Annotated in this window: 16 protein-coding genes; 13 read left to right on the forward strand and 3 right to left on the reverse strand. The window is 66.6% G+C overall.

All coding sequences use genetic code 11. The features are described from left to right. Positions 1 to 15: 15 nt before the first annotated feature. The 3 genes from KA261_06115 to KA261_06125 all read right to left on the reverse strand — a co-directional run bounded on the left by KA261_06115 (position 16) and on the right by KA261_06125 (position 3669). Positions 16 to 738 (reverse strand): PIG-L family deacetylase, encoded by a 723-nt coding sequence (locus tag KA261_06115; GenBank protein MBP7697367.1) that lies wholly within the window; start codon positions 736 to 738, stop codon positions 16 to 18. A 73-nt stretch (positions 739 to 811) separates the two neighbouring features. Further along, entirely contained in the window at positions 812 to 2137 is a 1326-nt protein-coding gene (locus tag KA261_06120) for a hypothetical protein (protein ID MBP7697368.1), read from the reverse strand. 20 nt (positions 2138 to 2157) lie between these two features. After that, on the reverse strand, positions 2158 to 3669 hold the full coding sequence (locus KA261_06125) for an outer membrane protein transport protein (GenBank protein ID MBP7697369.1): 1512 nt from the start codon (positions 3667 to 3669) through the stop codon (positions 2158 to 2160). A 610-nt stretch (positions 3670 to 4279) separates the two neighbouring features. Here KA261_06125 and KA261_06130 point away from each other — a divergent pair. The 13 genes from KA261_06130 (at position 4280) to KA261_06190 (ending at position 20089) form a co-directional block, all read left to right on the forward strand. After that, positions 4280 to 6625 (forward strand): SLBB domain-containing protein, encoded by a 2346-nt coding sequence (locus tag KA261_06130; GenBank protein MBP7697370.1) that lies wholly within the window; start codon positions 4280 to 4282, stop codon positions 6623 to 6625. 430 nt (positions 6626 to 7055) lie between these two features. Then, positions 7056 to 8087: an aminotransferase class I/II-fold pyridoxal phosphate-dependent enzyme gene (locus KA261_06135; GenBank protein MBP7697371.1), complete on the forward strand. Its 1032-nt coding sequence runs from the start codon at positions 7056 to 7058 to the stop codon at positions 8085 to 8087. Positions 8088 to 8275: 188 nt separating this feature from the next. Beyond that, complete coding sequence (locus KA261_06140; GenBank protein MBP7697372.1) at positions 8276 to 9685, forward strand: sugar transferase; 1410 nt, start codon at positions 8276 to 8278, stop codon at positions 9683 to 9685. A gap of 2 nt (positions 9686 to 9687) precedes the next feature. Next, positions 9688 to 11148: a hypothetical protein gene (locus KA261_06145; GenBank protein MBP7697373.1), complete on the forward strand. Its 1461-nt coding sequence runs from the start codon at positions 9688 to 9690 to the stop codon at positions 11146 to 11148. A 57-nt stretch (positions 11149 to 11205) separates the two neighbouring features. Further along, a complete protein-coding gene (locus tag KA261_06150) occupies positions 11206 to 13266 on the forward strand; it encodes a hypothetical protein (GenBank protein MBP7697374.1) in 2061 nt (686 codons plus the stop codon). Between the two features lie 119 nt (positions 13267 to 13385). Then, positions 13386 to 15437, forward strand: a complete 2052-nt coding sequence (locus tag KA261_06155) for a thioredoxin domain-containing protein (protein MBP7697375.1) — start codon at positions 13386 to 13388, stop codon at positions 15435 to 15437. A gap of 180 nt (positions 15438 to 15617) precedes the next feature. Further along, positions 15618 to 16079: an OsmC family protein gene (locus tag KA261_06160; GenBank protein ID MBP7697376.1), complete on the forward strand. Its 462-nt coding sequence runs from the start codon at positions 15618 to 15620 to the stop codon at positions 16077 to 16079. Positions 16080 to 16146: 67 nt separating this feature from the next. Further along, positions 16147 to 16560: a DUF302 domain-containing protein gene (locus tag KA261_06165; protein ID MBP7697377.1), complete on the forward strand. Its 414-nt coding sequence runs from the start codon at positions 16147 to 16149 to the stop codon at positions 16558 to 16560. A 231-nt stretch (positions 16561 to 16791) separates the two neighbouring features. Beyond that, positions 16792 to 16977: a zinc ribbon domain-containing protein gene (locus KA261_06170; protein MBP7697378.1), complete on the forward strand. Its 186-nt coding sequence runs from the start codon at positions 16792 to 16794 to the stop codon at positions 16975 to 16977. Between the two features lie 277 nt (positions 16978 to 17254). Then, positions 17255 to 17758 (forward strand): ferritin family protein, encoded by a 504-nt coding sequence (locus tag KA261_06175; protein ID MBP7697379.1) that lies wholly within the window; start codon positions 17255 to 17257, stop codon positions 17756 to 17758. A 31-nt stretch (positions 17759 to 17789) separates the two neighbouring features. Then, positions 17790 to 18584 carry a 3-deoxy-8-phosphooctulonate synthase gene (gene kdsA, locus KA261_06180; protein ID MBP7697380.1) on the forward strand — a complete coding sequence of 265 codons (795 nt, stop codon included), beginning with the start codon at positions 17790 to 17792 and terminating at the stop codon, positions 18582 to 18584. A gap of 3 nt (positions 18585 to 18587) precedes the next feature. Further along, positions 18588 to 19124 (forward strand): HAD hydrolase family protein, encoded by a 537-nt coding sequence (locus tag KA261_06185; protein ID MBP7697381.1) that lies wholly within the window; start codon positions 18588 to 18590, stop codon positions 19122 to 19124. After that, the gene (locus tag KA261_06190) at positions 19121 to 20089 is read left to right on the forward strand and encodes a KpsF/GutQ family sugar-phosphate isomerase (protein ID MBP7697382.1); all 969 of its coding nucleotides are present in this window, start codon (positions 19121 to 19123) and stop codon (positions 20087 to 20089) included. Before KA261_06185 ends, KA261_06190 begins: the two co-directional genes overlap by 4 nt. The last annotated feature ends 1 nt before the right edge of the window (position 20090 follow it).

Raw genomic sequence — 20090 nt, forward strand, 5'->3', positions numbered from 1 at the left:
CGCGCCCCTCGCCGCCTAGCCCTCCCAGCTCTCCGCGAGCGTCATGATGTCCTTGACCAGGATTGGCTCGACGGCATGGAACCCCTGGCCGTACTTCACACGCGTCAGGAGCCCGAACGAGCGGCTGGTGGCGGCAATCCCCTCGAGGTAGTCGCGCGACTTCTCGGGGTTCAAAAACTGCGAGCGGTGGGCCGAGAGGGCCTGGATCCAGCGGTCGAAGTGCGGCGTGATGTCGACGACGAAGTTGGGGGAAACGCCGGGGGGCAGGAAGTAGTGGAAGATGCGCGTGACCAGGTGGGGTTCGCCGGGGACGTCGGCTTTCTTCAGCGCCGCGAGGTTGGCGGCGTTGATGGCGATGATGCCGGCGGCGACATGATCCGGGTGCGACTGGCGCCGGCCGTGGCCGACGTGCGGGTACGGGGCCAGGACGATGCGGGGACGGGTGCGCCGCAGAACCTCCGCCAGGGCCCGCCGGTGTTCATAGGTGTCCTCCAGCCGGGTGTCCCCCCAGTCAAAGCGGGCGACGACCTCGGCGCCCAGGATCCCGGCCGCCTCCTCCACCTCCCGCCGCCGGATCTCGGCGGTGCCGCCGGTGCCCAGTTCCCCCTCGGTGAGAATGGCGACGGCGACTTTGTAGCCCCGCCGGGCGGCGTCGATCAGCACGCCGCCGGTCCCCACCTCGACGTCGTCGGGGTGTGCTCCCACGGAAAGCAGATCGTAGGGGGTTGTCTCAGCCATCCGCCTGTCCTTTCCTTCTACAAAAAAGCCCGGAGAAACGAGTTCTCCGGGCGCATGTGCCGGTCAAATCGGGTCAGTTCCCGCCCTGCTGGTTCTGGCGGGCCTGACGGAAGCAGTTCGAGTGGAAGATGAGCACTTCGCGCAGCAGGTGGGTGAGGTACTCGTCGCCCCACCCCGGGTTGCCCTCGTAGCCTCCGAAGTAGTAAATCTCGGGATCATACCGGTACTTCTGCAGCAGCTTGGCGAAGTCCCGGGTCATGACATTGTACCCGAGGGGGTCGTCCTCCCGGGAGTAGGCCACCCAGAAGTGGGTGTTGGGAAAGGCCCGCCCCTGGCTTTCGGCGTTGTAGATCATCGAGTCCGGGCTGTTGCGCAGCCACAGGTCCCAGATCGGTTCGTTGGGCGCGCTGTAGGGCCGGCCGAACCGATCAAACGGGAGGTGGACCTGAAACGAGAAATCGGCGGCGCTGATGAGATCGGGCAGGAGCGTCTCCGTACCTGCAATTTTGTAGCGGGTGCGCACCCACGTATCGGTCCCCGTGATCTTCGCGGAGTCGGGACAGGCGACTCTGGGCCCAGTCTGGGTGTACGTGATCACCGGGTACACGAGGGTGTCGTGCGGGGAAAAAGCCATAGCGCCGCCGGTGAGGAGACGGCTGATCTCGTTGTAGCTGGAGGTGTCCCACTTAGTGGCGAAGGGTACGCCGGACTGTTCGGCGATGGCCTTTGCGAACAGGGGGATCAGGCCGCCCTGGCCGTCGAGGCCGTCGAAATCCATCGGGCCGTTGATGACGCTGATGGATCCGAAGCGTCCGGGGTGTTTGAGGGCGGCGCGGACGGCGCCATAGGCGCCGGTGCCGATCCCGCCGATGGCGGTCATGCACTGCGCCGTGTCGAAAGCGCCGGGGCCGAGCGCATTCTCCCGGATGTGGTCGATCAGCGTGCCGCCGACCAGAGTGTCATAATTGCCGCAGCCGCCGCCCGATCCCGCCCACCAGTAGCCGCCCAGAACCGGGTCGTTCTGGGGGACGAAGATGGCCATCGGCTCAAGGAGCCCTTCCGCCATCAACTCATTGGCCACCTGCGAGAGGCCGTGGTGGAAATAGTACCACTCGTCGGCGTCTTCCGGCGGCAGGAGCACCAGGAGGGGAAGCGGGTGGTCCGGGTGGTAGTTCGGCGGCGGGCCCCACTCATTGTACTTCGGCACCCAGGCTTTCAGGTAGAGCATCCAACGACCCTGGTTGCGGATCTGGGTGGACAGTTCCTGGAAGAACATGTGATCGGCGGTCAGCACGCCGCTCTCGCCGTCATATACAGGTCCGGTGTTGTCACCCCGGTCGGAGCAGCCCGTCGCCAGCGTGAGCACCAGAATCAAAGCAGCCAGTAGGTATCTCGTCATTGCTTGCATCTCCGACCTCCCTAGAACCGGTAGTTGAACGAGAGGATGGTTTCAAAAGTCTGCGGCTGGTAGTAGCCGGGGAAGCTGGTGAAAGCTTCGTCCATGTCAAGGTCCCAGGCCCGCTGGTGCTGCAGACGTGTGTACGAGGTGACGAGGCCGAGATCCCAGCGGTCGAGGTGCACGATGCCGCCGCCGGAGAAGCCGAACTTATTGCCGGTGTCGAGCAGTTGCGGGGTCAGGCGCCACTCGTTGCGCGCGGGCGACTGATCCCACGACAGCCCGCCCACCAGCGTCAACCCCACCTCGGGCGCCAGGAATTCCGGAAAGTCATATGAGGCTCCGAGCATCAGCTTCACCGAATTGTCCCAGTCGACCGGTGCGCTGAGGTCGGCGGTGAAGAACTCGCGGGCCAGCGGCACCGTGTCGGCCGGACCGGCCAGGCCCACGGCGTTCGAGAACGCGAAGTCGAGTCCGTCAAAGCGCGACCAGAACGTGTACTCGCCGTCGAGCGCCAGCACCAGCCGGTCGGTCGCCTGGTAGGACACGCCGGCGCCCAGGCTCGGCGGCAGATCGAGACCCACCTCGAAATCGGAGATCGGCCGCACCACGGCCCCCGAGACGAACAGGTGGCTGATGGTGCCGGGGATGATCCCGGGCAGCGGCGGGTTGGTCACCATGGTCGCGCCGTCCGGCATGTAGAACTGGCTCTGCGAGGTGCCGCTGATCGTGATCGGGAACGGCAGGTTGAACGTCACCCCCGCCTGCGTGCGCTCGCTCAACTGCACCATCGCCCCGAGGTTGACCCCGAATCCCCACCCCTCGCCGTCGCTGCGGCTCCACTGGGTGATCACGTCCCAGGGATAATCCTGCATCACGTCGTAGAGGGGTTCATCGGGCGAATTCGTGATCGGGTTCCGGCGGAAAAAGACGTTGGTGTAAATGAGGTCGGCGCGCTGCAACTGCAGACCGATCCCGAGGGCGGCGCTGCGCTCGCCCCAGGCAAACTCCTTCGCCGCCGTCAGCTGGAATGAGACGACGTCAAGGTTCATGCCGAACTGATCGTCGGGAAAATTCGCGCTGTCGCTGTAGGCGCGCAGGGGCTCGTAGAGTTTCCACGTGATGTTCCGGTCGAACCGCTGGTAGGCGCTCAGGCCGAACACGGTTTCGCCGGCCACCGGGAGGCGGAGGAGGATGCCGGCGGAGGGATTGGTGAGGATCTCATGGTTGTTGTAGTTGGTGCGACCGTCGAACACACCGCGGTCGAAGGTGCCGCCCCAGCGGGTGTTCGGCACGAACTCGTCGCGGTGGTGCACAAAGGCCCAGGCCGATCCCAGCTGGTTGTCCAGGATGTAGGCATAGCCGGCCGGGTTGTAGTAGGCGGCGGTCCAGTCATCCGCAATCGCCCGGAACGCGCCCCCCATGCCCCGGGCTTTCATCCCGACGCCCGAGTTTTCGAAGCCGCTGGCGCTGATCCCGGAGGACAACAAAACCAGAACGGTCGCTACCGTGGCAGAGAATTTCGCAATTCCCATCCTGATCTCCGTGTTTGATATCATCTCAAATGCGTCTCTCTCGTGGTCAGTGATCGAAGCACGGATGGGGGCCGACAGGAACGAGTCGGAGAGAAACCACCAGGGGCCGACAGTATCTCCTCCACGGCTTCGGTCAACAAACAGGCAACCATATTAAGGCGGCCGCAGGGACTTGTCAAGGACTTCCACCTGATAATGTAAGTCTGCGCGCCTGATTAAGCATATGCCATCACGCACGTTAGCATTCGACACACAGACGTGCGACGGGGCGCCGGCGTGCAGTCCATACGGCGCGCCGGAGAAAATTGGACAAGTTGAAAGACGTTGCCCGCTTTGCTCTTATGAAAGCCCCGCCGCACACTCCCCCTCCCCGCCCCCAGATTGTCGTCTCCGGCTCCGGAAAAAACTTCCCGCCACAGGGGACAACTTTGCCCACGCATAACCTGCTGCGGCGGGTCGCGGCGGCCGCCTGCCAGCCTGAGGCGCAACGCGCACAAGCGCTTGCCGCATCGCCCCGATCTCCGGCACACGGGGTGCTTTTGCCTGCGGCAACGGCCGCCGGAGGCGGTCGTCAGGCAAAAGGAAGTTGCATTACAGGAAGGTATCGTCCATGCGCAAGCTCATCATCTTCATTCTCCTGGTGATCGTGCTCGTCTCGATCAACTGGTTCCGCCGGGCAATGGCGCAGGATCTTGGCTCGCTCAGCACCGAGGACATCGCGCGCCTGCGCCGCCAGTACGAGCAGAAGTCAGCGCCGGCCCCCCAGCCCGAGCCGGGCTACTACGAGAGCCCCCGGATCTTTGAGGAGGACACGGCGTCGCCGGGCCCGCCGGCGGCGCCCGTCGCGGCGCCGTCGCCGCCGGCCCCGGTGCGCACCGGTTTTGAGCGCGACCGGACGCTCGAACCGTTCGAGGACCTGCGCCCCTTCGGCATGGAACTCTTTGAGAACGCCGGCGAGACCAACCCGCCGGCCGACCTCGTGTCGAGCGACGACTACGTGCTGGGACCGGGCGACAACGTGATCGTCCACCTGTGGGGCCGGGTCGAACACGAGTACAACCTCACGCTCGACCGGGAAGGGAAAGTGTTCATTCCGAAAGTCGGCGACCTTATCGCCTGGGGGCTCACCCTGGAGCAAATGCGCCAGCGGATGAAAGAGCGCCTCGCGGCGATCTACTCCGATTTCGAACTCACCGCCTCGCTCGGGAAGATCCGCTCGATCCGCATCTACGTGACCGGGGAAGTCCGCCGTCCCGGCGCCTACACGGTGTCGTCGCTCACGTCGGTGCTCAACGCGGTGTTCACGGCCGGCGGGCCGAACGAGCGCGGCACGATGCGCGCCATTGCGGTCACGCGCGGGGGCGCGGCGGCCGCCGCCATCGACCTTTACGATCTGCTCCTCAAGGGGCACAACGCCTCGGACATCCGGCTGCAGACGGGCGATGTCGTGTTTGTCCCGGTGACCGGGCCGCGGGTGGCGGTGCGGGGGGAGATCCGGCGGCCGGCGATCTATGAGTTGTCGGGCGGGGAGAACGTATCCGACCTGCTGCGGCTGGCCGGGGGGCCGACGGCGGCGGCGTACCTCGACCGCGTCATGCTCGAGCGGATCTCGCCGGCCGGCGAGTGGCTCGTACGCGACCTCAATCTCAACTGCGGGCCGGCCCAGCCGTGCGACACGATCGCGCTGGCCGACGGCGACCGGGTCACCGTGTACTCCATCTACGACCTGCGCACCAACATGGTGGCGGTCGGCGGCCGGGTCAAACACCCCGGCTGCTACGAACGCACCGACTCCACGCGGGTCTCGGACCTGATCGCCCGCGGCCAGCTGCAGCCGCTCGACGTCTATTTCGAGCGGGCCGATGTGTTTCGCCGCTACCCCGACCGGCGGGTCGAGGTGATTCCGATCGATCTCACCCGGGCGCTGGCCGGCGACCCGGCCTCCGACATCGTGCTGGCCGACCGCGATTCGCTCCACGTGTACGGCATCGACGACGTGCGCCGCGAGCAGTTCGTGTACATTGAAGGTGAGGTGCATAAACCGGGCAAGTACCCGCTCTACGACGGGATGACGGTCGGCGACCTGATCTTCCTGGCCGGCTCGTTCCTGCGCGGCGCCGACGCCGGCGAGGCCGAACTCGCCCGCCTCGACTCGCTCGGCAACGTGGCTATTCTGCCGGTGAGCCTGAGCGACTCCGGCGGCTACCGCCGGCTGCTGTGCGAAGACGACCACCTCTTCATCCGCCGCATTCCCGAGTGGGACGCCAACCGGAGCGTCGTCGTCAGCGGCGAAGTGATGTATCCGGGGACGTACTTCCTGGAGGGGCGGCACGAGGGGCTGCACCATCTGCTCGGCCGGGCCGGCGGGTTCACCGCCAACGCTTTCCCGACCGGCATCATCTTCCAGCGGCGCTCGATCCGCGACAACCTCCAGCGCGCCAATGTCCCCGCGCTCCTGGAGCAGTCGCAGCCCATCGTGCTCGACTCCAACGGCGTCCCCACCACCGACAGCTTTTTCAGCTACCGCGATGAGTCGATGGACCGGATCATCATCGACATGGAGCGCATCCTGGCCACGGGCGGTTCGGAAGGGGACGTGGTGATGGAACCGGGCGACCGGGTGTTCATCCCGCCGACTCCCTCCGGCATCTCCGTCCTCGGCGCGGTGGGGGCCAACGGCACGCTGAAGTACGTGGAGGGCCGCAGAGTGAAAGATTACATCGAGCGGGCGGGCAATTTCACCCGGCGCGCCGACAAGAAAGAGACGCGGCTCATTCGCGCGGGCGGCGAAGTGTTCGCCGGCGGCGACGTCATGGGCAAAGCTGTCCGGCTCGGCGACATCATCGTCGTACCCAGCCAGATCAAGCACGACCGCGACTGGCTCAAGACGGTCACCACGGTGGTCACAGCCACGGCCGGACTGGTGACGTCGGCCTACCTGGTGAGCAAACTCTAGCGGTCCAAGATTCCTGCATTTATTTCCTTTACCTTCCTGTAGCCGCCGGCGCTGTGACGACAGCACCGGCGGCGTTTTTTTGTCGGGCGGAATTGTTTTCGCTAGCCGAGGGAAATTCCTGCCTCGCGCCCCCGCCGGGGGTGGTCGCACGCCGCCGCCCGGGACTCTCACACGCACGCCTTACCGCCGTCGCCACAACGAGTTCCGCCTCCGCTGGCGGTTCCCGCGCCATTCGGCACAGGGCTTGCAATTCCTGCCCGCAAAGGAAATCTGGCAGCGACAAGGAATGTTGTGCCGATGGCAACCACTCACTCACAGCGACCCCCGCGACCCGGCGGCGACTGGCAGTCGGCCGGTCCCACCGCGGCGGTCGCCCTCTCTCCCCGACACAGACGCGGGCGGCAGCGCCGCCGGAATATGAGGTAAGCGTATGAACACTCTCCAGGACACGCCCACCACCGATCGCTCCGACCTGCTCGAGGCGATCGCCCAGAGAACCATGACCAGTCCCTCGATGGTGCATCCGTTCGCGGCGGCCGGCCCGTTTCTCGCCGGCTTGCTGGGGGCGCTCTATCGGCCGGGCTGCCGCCTCCAGGCGATCGGCCATGTGACCCCGGAGGTCGAGCTGGCCGCCGACCGGGCCGAGGTCGAGGTGATCGAACACATCGGCCCATCGCCCTTCTCCGGCAGCCTGCAGACCGCTCTGCAGGGGACGGTGCTCCCCCACGACATCCTCTGCGCGGCCAACCCGAACCGCGTCACCGGCGCGAACTACTCGCTGGCCGATGTGCAGCGGATGGCGGAGACGGTCCCGGAGGGGGCCGTGCTGGTCGATGAGCACTACCACGATTACTTCGGCATCACGGCGCTCCCGCTGCTGAGCGACTGTCCCAATGTGATCATTCTCCGCTCGTTTGCGCCCGGGGGCGCACTCGGCGGCGACGAGCCCGGATACGCCCTCGCCTGCCCCCGCACGATCGCCCGCCTTCGCGCCGCTCTCCCCGAGAGCGTGCTGCCGGCCGCCGAGGCCCGTCTGCTGATCGACCGGTGGCCCGGAGGAGAAGCGCTGGCCGCGCGCCTGCGCGAGGGGCATCAGGAATCGCTCCGCCTGGCCGAGGGACTCACCCGCCTCGGCGTGCAGTGCCGCCTCAGCGCCACCGATTTCATCCTCCTCCGCGTCGCCGACCCGGCGCGGGTCGGTAATCACCTGAGCCGCGCGCGGATCGCGATCGACAATCTCGACGGCTACCCGGCGATGCAGCACTACCTGCGCTACCGGGTGCAGTCGCCGTTGTCCAACGACCGCCTGCTGCAGGCCTTCCAAGCGATGCCCCCGGAGTCGTTCCGCATGAAGACGATCGACGGGCGGGTGATGACGATGCGCCTGAGCGCCCAGGCGGCCCGCAAGGGCGCGGGCCGCAGCGGCAACCTCCTCATGGCCGCCCTGCGCGACACCGAGTGAACCGCTCAGTCGCCGTATGAAAAAACTTCGGCTGTTCATAGCTGCACCTCCGGAACACCGACCGAAGCGCCCGTCGCTTCGGTCGGGATCCTCGCGCGACTCCCTGCGGACCCGCCGGGAGGACGGCCGAGACGAGAGGCGACCGACGCGCGGTGCGCGGGAAGATCATCATTGGAGAGCCTGATCGTATGCACCTCACCCACCGTCGCCGTCAGTTCCTCCTCCGCCTGGCCGGGTCTCCGGGGTCCCATGCCGGGGCTGTCGCCGCGCTCTGCGCGACACTCATGGCGGCCGGGTCGTCGCTGGGGCTGCTGGTCGAAATCGCCGCCGCGATCACCCTAGCGCGGCTGCTCGCGTTCGTCCACCCGCACCCGCGTCCGGTGCTCGACGCTCCGCCGGTGCGGAAATACGCCGGCGCGGCGCTCGCCGCCGAGGCGCGCTTTGCCGTGCTCGTGCTGGCGGCGGCCTACCTGCTGGACTGGCCGCTGCCCCGCCTGGCGGTGCCGGTCTTTCTGGGACTGAATTTCGTGACCCAGCTTGGTCTGTTGGTCGGGGCGCGGCTGATTCTCCGGCGGCTGGCCCGCTCGCCGCTGCCCGACCGCCTCCGCCGCGCCCGAAACCGCCTCCTCGTGGTCGGCACCGGGGCGCGCGCCCAGGCGCTGGCCGACATGATTCTCAACGCCCCCGAGCTTGATGCGGCGATCGACGGATTCCTCGACTACCGCCGCACCGGCTTCTGGCGCTACCGCGACATTCCCCTGCTGGGCCACCCGGACCTGCTCACGCCGCTGGCCGCGCGGGTCCAGGTCGACGCCGTCATTCTCGCCGTGGAACCGGAGGACCTCTCCCGTACGGCGCCGCTGCTGACGGCGGCCGAACAGCTCGGGGTGGCGGTGGCGCTGCTGCCCGATGTGTACCCGACGACGATCGCGCGCATGGTGCCGGCGACGCTCAACGGTTCGCCGGCGGTGGTCTGGCGGCGCGTGCCGGAGAGTCCGGCCGCCCTGTTCGTCAAGAACGCGCTCGACCGCCTGGGCGGTCTGGTCGGCCTCATCCTCACGCTGCCGCTCATGCTGGTGACCGCGCTCGCCATCAAGCTGGAGTCCCCCGGGCCGGTGTTTTTCGCGCAGCGGCGCGCCGGCGCCAACGGCCGGCCCTTTTCGCTCTACAAGTTCCGCACGATGCGAGCCGATGCCGAGAAGCACAAGGAGTCGCTACGGGGGCTGAACGAGATGTCCGGGCCGGTCTTCAAAATCCGCAACGATCCGCGCCTGACGCGGGTGGGGCGGTTCCTGCGCCGGTTCTCGATCGACGAGATCCCGCAGTTCTACAACGTGCTGCGCGGCGACATGTCGCTGGTCGGCCCGCGGCCGCCGCTCCCCTCCGAGGTGGCCCGCTTTGAACCCTGGCAGCGCCGCAAGCTCTCGGTCAAACCCGGCCTCACCTGCATCTGGCAGGTGAGCGGCCGCAACAAAATCGATTTCGAGGACTGGATGAAGCTGGATCTCCAGTACATCGACAACTGGTCGCTCTGGCTGGACGCCAAGATCCTCGCCCGCACCGTCCCCACGGTCCTCAAAGGCGACGGCGCGGTTTGACGATGAAGGCGCTTTTCCGCATACTCGCGCTGCTGGCGGTGTTGCTGCTGCTGCCCTGGGCGATCAAGGCCGCCGGCGTGCTCCCGCTGGGCAGCCCGGAGTTCGAATTTCTCTATGACCGCCTCGAACGCGCCGATGCCCTCACGCTCGACACGGCCGACCGCCAGCTTGGTCCATACCCGCTCGCCCTTGCCCGCGAGGCGCTCGGTCCGTTCGCCTGGCTGGACCGGCTCGACCGCTCGGACCTGCGCGTGGAAGGCCGCCTCGGTGAGGATTTCCGGAGCGCGAAGGGTCACCCGACAGTCGGCTATGAGTCGTTCTCCGGCGCTCTGGCCGCGCGCCCGCACGACAGGATTTTTGTCTACGGCAGCTTCCGCCTCGACGAGGCGCTTGCGGATGATCCGGCGTACACCGGCAAGAAGTGGCGCGGTCTGGCGGGCGACATCGACGAGGCCTTCGTTCACCTGAGCGCCGGGGCCTTCACCGCCGCGCTCGGGCGGTACGCCTCGTTCTGGGGGCCGCGCCGGTCGCTCGTGCTGGCCCCGCACGCGGCGCTCGATGGTTTCGGGTACGCCTACCGCTGGGGACGGCTGGTGCTCTCCTACCGGCTCGCCCGGCTCGACAGCCTTGATCCGGACGCCGACAGCGCTGTGCCGGTCGAGAACCGCTATTTCGCGGGGCATCGGCTCGACATCCACCTGAGCCGCCGCCTGCGGATCGGATTCTTCGAAACGGCGGTGTTCGGGGGCGCCGGACGGCAGGTGGAATTGTACTACCTCAACCCGATTCTGTTCTATCACGCCTCGCAGCTCAACGACGGCGTGGACGACAACACCTTCCTCGGTGTCGACTTCGCCTACGAACCCGGCCGCGGAGTGCAGCTCTACGGGCAACTGCTGGTCGATGACTACCAGGTCGACCGGGCCTCGCAGAGCGACCAGGAACCGAACGAGATCGGCCTGTTGGCGGGCGCGTATGTCGCCGAGTTCCTGCCCCGACTCGACCTGCGGGCGGAGTACACGCGCGTCACCAACCGCACCTTCAACCAGAGCCACCCCCGCAACCGGTACACGTTCGAGAGCGAACTGCTCGGGGCGGCGCTGGGGAATGACTACGATCTTCTCGATCTGCTCATCCGGCGCTGGTGCGGGGAGGATCTGGCTGCCGGCGTGCGGCTGGCCTACCGCCGCCAGGGGGAAGGCCGCGTCAACGCCGCCTGGGACACCCCGTGGCTTGAGGTTGAAGGGGATTACCGCGAGCCGTTCCCAACCGGCGTGGTGGAGAAGACATTCACGGCGGCGCTGCAGCTGCGGGGACTGCTTTTCGGGCACATCTTCGTCGATGCTTCTTTCGGGGCGGACCGGGTGGCCGATTTCGGCCACGTGCGCGGCGACCGCCGGACGATCTCCTTTGCGGCCATCAAGCTGATCACATTTGCCTCCCAGGCTCTTGACATCGATTAAACGCCGCCTATACTTTCTCCGAACAACAGCCTTTCATCTTTTGGGGAGTGAACCGCCGTGAGCACCCGGCCGCACCGCTGTCAGTCGCGTTTTGCGTTTACGGATACCGCTACCGCCGTCCTGATCATTATATTCGCCCTCGCGTTCATTGCCGCCGGCCGCGCCGGCGGCCTCGGCCTGTGGGGACTGAACCATCTCCGGTACCTGCCGCCGGCTTTTGAAGCTCTCGCCTGGCTCGGCCTGATCTTCCACCTGCTCTGTCTGCATCCCCGGTACGCGCCGGTCCCGGCCCTGATCGCCGCCTGGGGGCACGAGTTGTTCTTCGGCCGGCTCGCCTGGCAATGGCGATTAGGGCTGGCCGCGCTCGCCGGCGCCGCCTTCTGGTTCTTCCAGGCCGAGACGCATTTTCTCGGCGACGGTCTCACCTGGACGGCCAATTTCTCGCAGGCAGCCGGGCATGTCCGCAAGTGGGCCGAGTTCGGTTCCATCCCGCTCGTGCGCACGCTCCAGGGGTTGCTCGGCGGGTACACGCGCGGGACGGCGGAGGCGGCGTTCCGGGCGATCTCGATCGCCGCCGGTATCGCGGCCCTGCTCGGCCTGTTCCCCCTGGTCGCACTCCTGGTAAAACATCCGGTGCATCGGGTCGCGGCCCTTGCCACCCTGCTCTTCTCCGGGGCGGGGCTGCTGTATTTCGGCTACGTGGAGTTCTATCCCCTGCTCTGGGCGGCGGCGGTGTGGTTTTTCCGGTTGGCGCTGGTGTGGTTGCAGGAGCACCGGGCGGGGGCGCTCGCGGGAGCGCTGCTGGTTTACGCGGCGGCGCTTTGTATCCACGTGCAGGCGGTCTGGCTGGCGGGCGCCGCGGCGGCCCTCGTGCCCGGAGTCGTGGCCGCGCGCACCGGAGAACTTTCTCGGCGGCGGTCGCGGCTGCTTCTCGCAACGCTCGGGCTCGGGGCGCTGGCCGCCTATCTCTGGTTCCTCTTCGGCCCGACCGACCGCAACTGGATCGTTCTCCCACCGTGGTCGGGCCGCATCGAGGCGCCGGAGTATGCGGTCTTCTCCCTCAAACATCTGGGCGATCTGTTCAATCTGGCGCTGGTGTTGTTCCCGGGGGCGGTGGTTCTGGCGGCGGCGCGGCTGCGTCCCGCTGGACTCGCCGCCGAGCCGATCGCGGTCTTTCTTGCCGCCGCCTCGCTGGGCGGACTGTGCTTCGCCCTGTGCCTGAACCCGGTCATCGGAATGGGCCGGGACTGGGACCTGCTCTCGCTCGCCGGCCTGCCGGCCGTCCTCTGGCTCTTCCACCGGTTGGAACGCGTCGGACCGCCGCTGACCCGCCGGGTCGGAGTGGAGCTGGGGGTGCTGGCGATGATGACGGGAGTGACGTACTGGGCCGCCAACCTCCGGGTGGAGGCCTCCGAGGAGCGCTTTCTCTCGCTGCTGCGGTGGTACGGCGGCAAGGATTACAGCGGCTGGAAGGCGTTCGAGACCTACTTGGTCGAGGCCGGCCGGGCCGAGGAGGCAGCGCAGGTGGGCGAGGAAATCCGGCGCGTGTTCCCGCACCAGGCTCTGCTGGCCGATGGCTGGCGGAACCTCCAGTCGGGGCAGGCGGCCGAAGCCCGCCGGATCGCCGAGCATCTCGTCAGTGCCGATCCCGACCGGGCGGAGCACATACATCTGCTCGGCGAATCGCTCGCGGCCGATGGGAACCTGGCCGCCGCCGAGCAGCGGTTCCGCGAGGCGATCCGCAAACGGCCGGACTACGCCCCGGCGCTGCGCAGTCTGGCGCAGTCGCGCATGCGGTCCGGGTCTTTCGGCGAAGCCTGTCGGCTGCTCCGGCAGGCCCGCCGCCTCGATCCCGGAGCCGCCGCCATCCTCGAGGATCTCGGCGCCGCCTACCTTCGTCTCAATTATCTTGACTCCGCGGCCGCCGTGGCCGACACTCTGCTGGCGATGGAGAGCCGCTCCCCCGGCGGACATCTGATCCGCATGCTGGCCGCGGTGCGGTCGGGCGACGAGGCCACCGCCCGCCGGCACTTCCTGACCTATCGCGAACACGGCCGGCAGCGGCCGGAGTACGCGCAGATTGTGTCCGCCTACGGCGGCCTGGCCCCAGATCGCTGAGGCGCACGGCGGAACAGCCGGGGGACTGCGGCTGTTGAGCCAGTACCGCCGGCGCGCACAGGGCGCCGCGCGGTGGTGAACGCTCCTCGGCCGACCTGTCGGAGAAAGGTAGAACGTCCGTGACTGACCGCCCCCAACCCCGCCGGCACACCAACCGCCTGATCGAGGAGAATTCCCCTTACCTGCTGCAGCACGCGCACAACCCGGTCGACTGGCACCCCTGGGGGGAGGAGGCTCTGGCCAGGGCGAAAGCGGAGGACAAGCCGATTTTCCTCTCGGTCGGCTACGCCGCCTGCCACTGGTGCCACGTCATGGAACGCGAGTCGTTCGAGGACGAGGAGACCGCCCGGCTGCTCAACGACCATTTCGTGAGCATCAAGGTTGACCGGGAGCAGCGCCCGGATATCGACCAGATCTACATGTCGTTCACGATGGCGATGACGGGCGGCGGGGGGTGGCCGATGTCGGTTTTTTTGACGCCCGATCTCAAGCCTTTTTTCGCGGGCACGTATTTTCCGCCGGAGGACACTCAGGGGCGGCCCGGGTTCAAACATGTCCTCCGGGAAATCGCCGCCGCCTACCGCGAGAGCAAGGCGCAGCTGCTGGAGTCCTCGGAGGCGATTTTCGGCCAGATCGCGGGCTACCTCAGGTCATCGCCCGAGCCGACGCTCCTGACGCCGGAGCTGGTCCACAAAGTAGCCCGCACGCTCATGGGGGCGTACGACAGCCGTTTCGGCGGCTTCGGACACGCCCCGAAATTCCCCCACGGCGTGGAACTGTCATTCCTGCTGCGCCAGTACAAGGCCACGGGCGACCTGAGTCTCCGCGCCGCGGTCGAGAAGACGCTGGGCGCCATGGCCGAGGGGGGCATCTACGACCACCTCGGCGGCGGGTTCGCCCGCTACTCCACCGACGAACGCTGGCTGGTGCCCCATTTTGAGAGAATGCTCTACGACAACGCCCTCCTCGTCCCCGTCTACAGCGAGGCCTACCGGATCACCCGCGACCGTCGCTGCCGCACGGTCGTAGTCGAGACGCTCGACTGGGTCCTGCGCGAAATGACCGCCCCCTGCGGAGGGTTCTACTCGGCCGTCGACGCCGACAGCGAGGGGGAGGAGGGGAAATTCTACCTATGGACCAAAGAAGAAATCGACCGTGTCCTGGGGGACCGCGCGGAGCTTTTCTGCCGCTACTACAATGTCACGGCTGCGGGGAATTTCGAGGGGAAGAATATCCTCCACCTCTCCGCCGAATCCGAGGGAGTGCGCCGGGAGAGCGGGGGGGAATTCGAGGCCTTCCTCGCCGGCTGCCGGCGCGACCTGAGTGAGGTCCGCAGCCGCCGCCCCCGGCCGCAGGTCGATGACAAGATCCTCACCTCGTGGAACGGCCTGATGATCAGCGCTCTGTGTCACGGCTACCAAATCACGGAAGAAGTCCGGTTTCTCGCGGCGGCGGTCCAAGCCGCGGCGTTTATCCGCGACGAGCTGTTCCACCGCGGCTCGCTCGCGCACGCGTACCGCGACGGCCGGCGCAGCGAGGGGGAGTTCCTCGAAGACTATGCGTACCTTGTCCACGGCCTGCTCGACCTATCCGAGACCGACACGGCGGGCGCCCGCGGCTGGCTTGAATTCGCCGACCGACTCGCGGGGCGCGCCATCGGACTGTTCGGCGACGACCAGGGACGGTTCTTTCTCCGCCCGGCCGATGCCGGCGGCCTGATTCTGCGCCCCCGCGAGGAGACCGACGCCTCCCTCCCGGCGCCCGGCTCGATACTCATGCACGCCCTTCTCAAGCTGAACCGGCTGACCGGCAACCGCGCGTATCTGCAGACCGCCCAGCAGGCGTTGCGGGCGGTGAGCGGGCTCCTCGACAAATATCCCTCCGGGATGGCCGCGGCGGCGATCGCGCTGCAGTATTACGCCGGCGACAAGATTGAGATTGTCATTGTCGGCCGGGGCCGCACGCGCGACGACATGCTGCGGGCGGTCTACGACCACTTCCTCCCCAACCGGGTGGTCGCCCTCAGCGACACCGGCGCCGAACCGCTCCCCCTGTTCGAGGGGCGGGGCGTGGCTAACGGCGAGACCCGCGCGTATCTCTGCCGCAATTCCGTCTGCCGCCTCCCGGTCACGACGGCGGCGGATCTGGCCGCGCAGCTTGCCGCCCTCTAGCCCCCTTTCCCGCGGCCGCTCTCAACCGGCCGCGGGCCCGGTCGGTGACGGGGCGATTCTGCCCGAGCGATCCCGTCCGCCCGCTTCTCCCCGCGACTCGCAGGAATCATTCCGCTTTGTGGATCATCCAAGATATGATATACTGAACAGAGACATAATTGCCGGCAAAGGAGACGCGCCATGCCATCGACCATGACCACCCGGATGCACTGGAAAGGCGGGATGCAGTTCGGGGCCACCGGCCAGTTCGGCCACGCCATCACCACCGACATCTCCCTGGCCGGCGGCGGACAGGAAGGCGGCTACAAACCGACCGAGCTGTTGTTCTGGGGGATGGCGGCCTGCACCGGGGTCGACGTTGTGCGCATCCTCCAAAAACAGCGCCAGGAACTGGCCGGTCTGGAGATCGAGATCACCGCCGAGCAGCCCGATGATTACCCCAAGCCGTTTCAAAATATACAGATACGCTACATTTTCCGGGGCCGGAACCTCGACCCGAAAAAGCTCCGCCAGGCGGTCGAGCTGTCGGAATCCAAATACTGCTCGGTAGGCCAGACCATTCGCCGCGAGACCGCCATCACCTCCCACATCGAAATCATCGCGTCCCAGCCGGAGGCGGCGGCCGCCGACGGCAATTCCTGAATCGTTTCCGCGGCTCGCCCATCTAACCGGAAAAGAAGACGAGTCTGAAGACGAACAGGAGTATTCTATGCCGCACCATACCTCGCCGCCGACCGCCACCGCCTTCGCGCTGCGCCGGGAATCGACTAAACCGTTTGCCGAGGTAGTCGGCAACCTCGAGCGCCGGACGGCGGAGCACAATTTCCGGGTTCTGCACGTGCACGATGTGCAGGCGACGCTGGCGGAGAGGGGACTCGCGCGCGGACCACTCAAGATCATTGAGGTGTGCAACGCCGGTTTCGCCCATCAGGCGCTCGGCAAGGATATAAACGTCGCCCTCTTCATGCCCTGCCGTTTCGTGGTTCACACCGAGGGGGGCACGACCGTCGTGACCCTCGCGCGGCCGTCAATGATCGCGGACCTGATGCCGCACGCCGGCCTGACCGAACTGGCCAGGGGGATCGAGCAGACGCTGACAGCCGTGGTGGAGGAGTCGCTTTAGCCGGGCACATTCCGCGCGGCGGGTCACGGAGTATAATGATGAAATGGCAACGCCTTCTGAAAGTGAAACCGGCGCTCTGGACGCTCGCCGGCGGCGCCGTCGGCTTCGCCGTCTACCTGCTCTACGCCGGCCTCGGCTCGACCTGACCCCTCATGTGCAACCCGTATGTCACGACGACAGCGGGTGCGGTGACCGGGGCGGTCATGTCGGTAATGGAATGAGGTAACGCATATGCCGTTGTACGAATACAAATGCCTTGACTGCGGAAAGGACTTCGAAGAACTCGTGAGCGCCGACCAGGAGGAAGTGTCCTGTCCGGCGTGCGGTTCGCAGGAAGCCTCCCGTAGACTCTCCACGTTTGCCTGGGGCAGCGTCGCCGCCTCGTGCGCCACCCCGTCCGGCAGCGGCTTCCGGTGAGGGTGATCACGCGTTCCACGGTCGTGGAACGGGAAAGCGCAACTTAACGCGCTGAAAGTACGATGCGGATCCGGCGGCGATCCCGCCGCGAGGCTGCGCCGAAAATAATCCCCCTCGTCCTCTCACGCCCGCACGGCCGGGCGCTTTCACCAGCCCCGTGTTTCGTTTTAGGGGGTCCGCGCACAGCCCGCCCGGCCTGTCGCTGCGTGTTGAGCCCCGCCTTGACAACGATGACCAAATAGGTGATTTTGCGGCCAAATGGTGGTGTTCCGAATTGGTGAAAGGACGCGATCGCATGACCCCGGTCAACCAGGAAACGCTTCAGGCGCTGACCTCCGGCATACAGGCGGAGGTCGCCAGTTACGTGTTTTACCGCGAAGCCCTCAAGAAGCAACAGGTTACGCAGATCAGAACGATTCTTGAAGAACTCGCGCTGGAAGAGAAGCGCCATTTTCACGTGCTCGAACGCCAATACGACTCCCTCGTCCGCAGTGAGAAATGGATCAGCACCGCGGATCTCATGAAACAGGAGGGGCTGCCGGAGGTCCCGGAGGAGATGAGCCGGACACACACGGCGCTCATGGGCGAGGTGGCCCAAGCCGCATCGCTGCGGGAAATTCTCGCCATCGCGCTGCGGCTTGAGGAGCAGGCCCGCGATATCTATGCCCGGGCGTTGACTTTCGTGCAGAGCGAAGAGGGCCGGAAAGTGTTCGAGCGCCTGGTGTCGTTCGAGGAAGGGCATGTCCGGAAGGTCAAGGGGATGATGGAGAAGTACTTGTGACCGGACGGCCGGACGGCTTATATTGCCTGCCATGATCGAGGCCGCACTCTCCCGGGTCGCCGCCGGCGAGTTTTTCCTGATCGCCGGTCCCTGCGTCGTTGAATCACACGCGCTCTGCCTCGAAATCGCGGAGCGCGTGGCGGAGTTGTGCGCCCGCCGCCGTGTCCCCTACATTTTCAAGGCCTCTTTCAAGAAGGCCAACCGCACCGCGCCGGGTTCCTACACCGGTCCGGGAATCGCGGAGGGGCTGGCCGCCCTCGCAGCCGTCCGCGAGCGTATGAAACTGCCGGTGCTGACCGATGTCCACGAGACCTCCGAGGTCGCCGCCGTGGCCGCAGTCGTCGATATCCTGCAGATCCCGGCGTTTCTCTCCCGGCAGACCGACCTTCTCGCCGCGGCCGGGGCCACCGGCAAGTGGGTGAATATCAAGAAGGGGCAGTTTCTTGCCCCCGACGACATGGCCTATGCGGTGCAGAAGACCGGTTCCGACAAAGTGATGCTCACCGAGCGGGGGACAACCTTCGGCTACCACAACCTCGTGGTTGATTTCCGCTCGCTCTTGATCATGCGGGAGTATGGCCGGACGGTGTTTGACGCCACGCACTCGCTGCAGTTGCCGAGCGCCGCCAGCGGGGTGTCGGGCGGGCGGCCGGACATGGTGATCCCGATGGCGAAAGCTGCGGTCGCAATCGGCGTCAACGGCCTGTTTGTGGAGACCCACCCCGATCCGGCCCGGGCCCGGTCCGACGCCGGCGCCATGCTCCCCCTCGACCGCATCCCCGATCTCCTGGATCAGGTCCTTCGCATCCGGAATGCCGCAGGATAAGCCATGCCCAAGCCCAAACTCACCCGCACACAACTGGTCGGACGCTTCAAGAACGTAAAGCTGCTGGCGATGGATGTCGACGGCGTCCTGACGGATGACACGCTGTACTTCGGCCCCGACGGCTTCGAGATGAAGCGGTTTCACATTTCGGACGGGCTCATGATGGTACTGGCGATGCGGGCCGGTCTGCAGCTTGCGGTGGTCTCGGGGCGCTACTCGGCGGCAACCGAGACGCGGATGCGCGACCTCGGCATCCCGCACGTCCTGCAGGGGATGAAGGACAAAGTGGCGCAGATCACTCCCCTGCTGGCCGCGCTGCAGCTCTCGTTTGCGGATATCGCTTTTGTCGGCAACGAAATTCTGGACATCACGCTGGCCGAACGCGCCGGTCTCGCGCTCGCGGTCGCCGACGCCTCCCCGCATCTGGTCGAGGTGGTCGACTACGTGACCGCCGCCCGCGGGGGGGCGGGGGCGGTGCGGGAGATTCTGGAGGCTTACTTCGAAGCGATCGGGCAGGAGCCCCGGAGGTACCTGGTATGACCAACGACCTGCGCGCCTATGCCGCCCAGGTGATCAGGATGGAGGCTGAGGCGGTAGCGGCCATGGCCGAGCACCTCGACGACAATTTCAGCCGGGCGGTGGAGGCCATTCTGGACTGCCGCGGCCGCGTCATCGTCTCCGGCATGGGAAAATCCGGCCTGGTCGGCAAGAAGATCGCCGCGACCTTCAACTCCACCGGCATCGCCTCCATCTTCCTCCACCCGGCCGAGGCCATGCACGGCGACCTCGGGCTCATGCAGGCGGACGATCTGCTGATGATCATCTCCAAGTCGGGGATGGTCGGCGAGTCGGAGCTGGTGCTGTCGGTCGCCAAGCGCAAGGGACTGCCGATCATCTACCTGGCCGGCACGCTCGATTCGGAGATGGCCCGACGCGCCGATATCGTACTCGACTGCAGCGTGGACAAAGAGGCCTGCCCCAACAACCTCGTGCCCACTTCCTCGTCGACCGCGGCGCTGGTGATGGGGGACGCGCTCGCGGTGGCGCTCCTGAAAGCCCGCCACTTCACGGCCGAGGATTTCGCCGCCCTCCATCCGGGCGGGTTTATCGGCCTGCGCCTGCTCAAACGAGTGAGCGAACTGCATCACACCGGCGCCGAGCTCCCCCTGGTCGGGCCGGAGGCGACGATGAAGGAGATGATCCTCGAGATGACCGGCAAGCGGCTCGGGTGCGTGCTCATGACCGACGAAACGGGACAGGTGGCGGGGATATTTACCGACGGCGACCTGCGGCGGCTGGCAGAACAGGGGAGCAATCTCTACGAGGTGACGGCCCGTTCGGCGATGATCAAGAATCCCAAGCGGATTGCGGCCGACGCGCTCATCGATGCCGCGCTCGCCCTCATGGAGCGCTATGCGATCACCCAGTTGCCGACGGTGGACGCCGACGGGAAGCTGGCGGGCGTGATCCATCTCCACGACATTCTCAAGTCCAAGCTCATCTGAG

This window comes from Candidatus Zixiibacteriota bacterium, from assembly GCA_017999435.1.
Taxonomy (GTDB): Bacteria; Zixibacteria; MSB-5A5; order GN15; family FEB-12; genus JAGNLV01.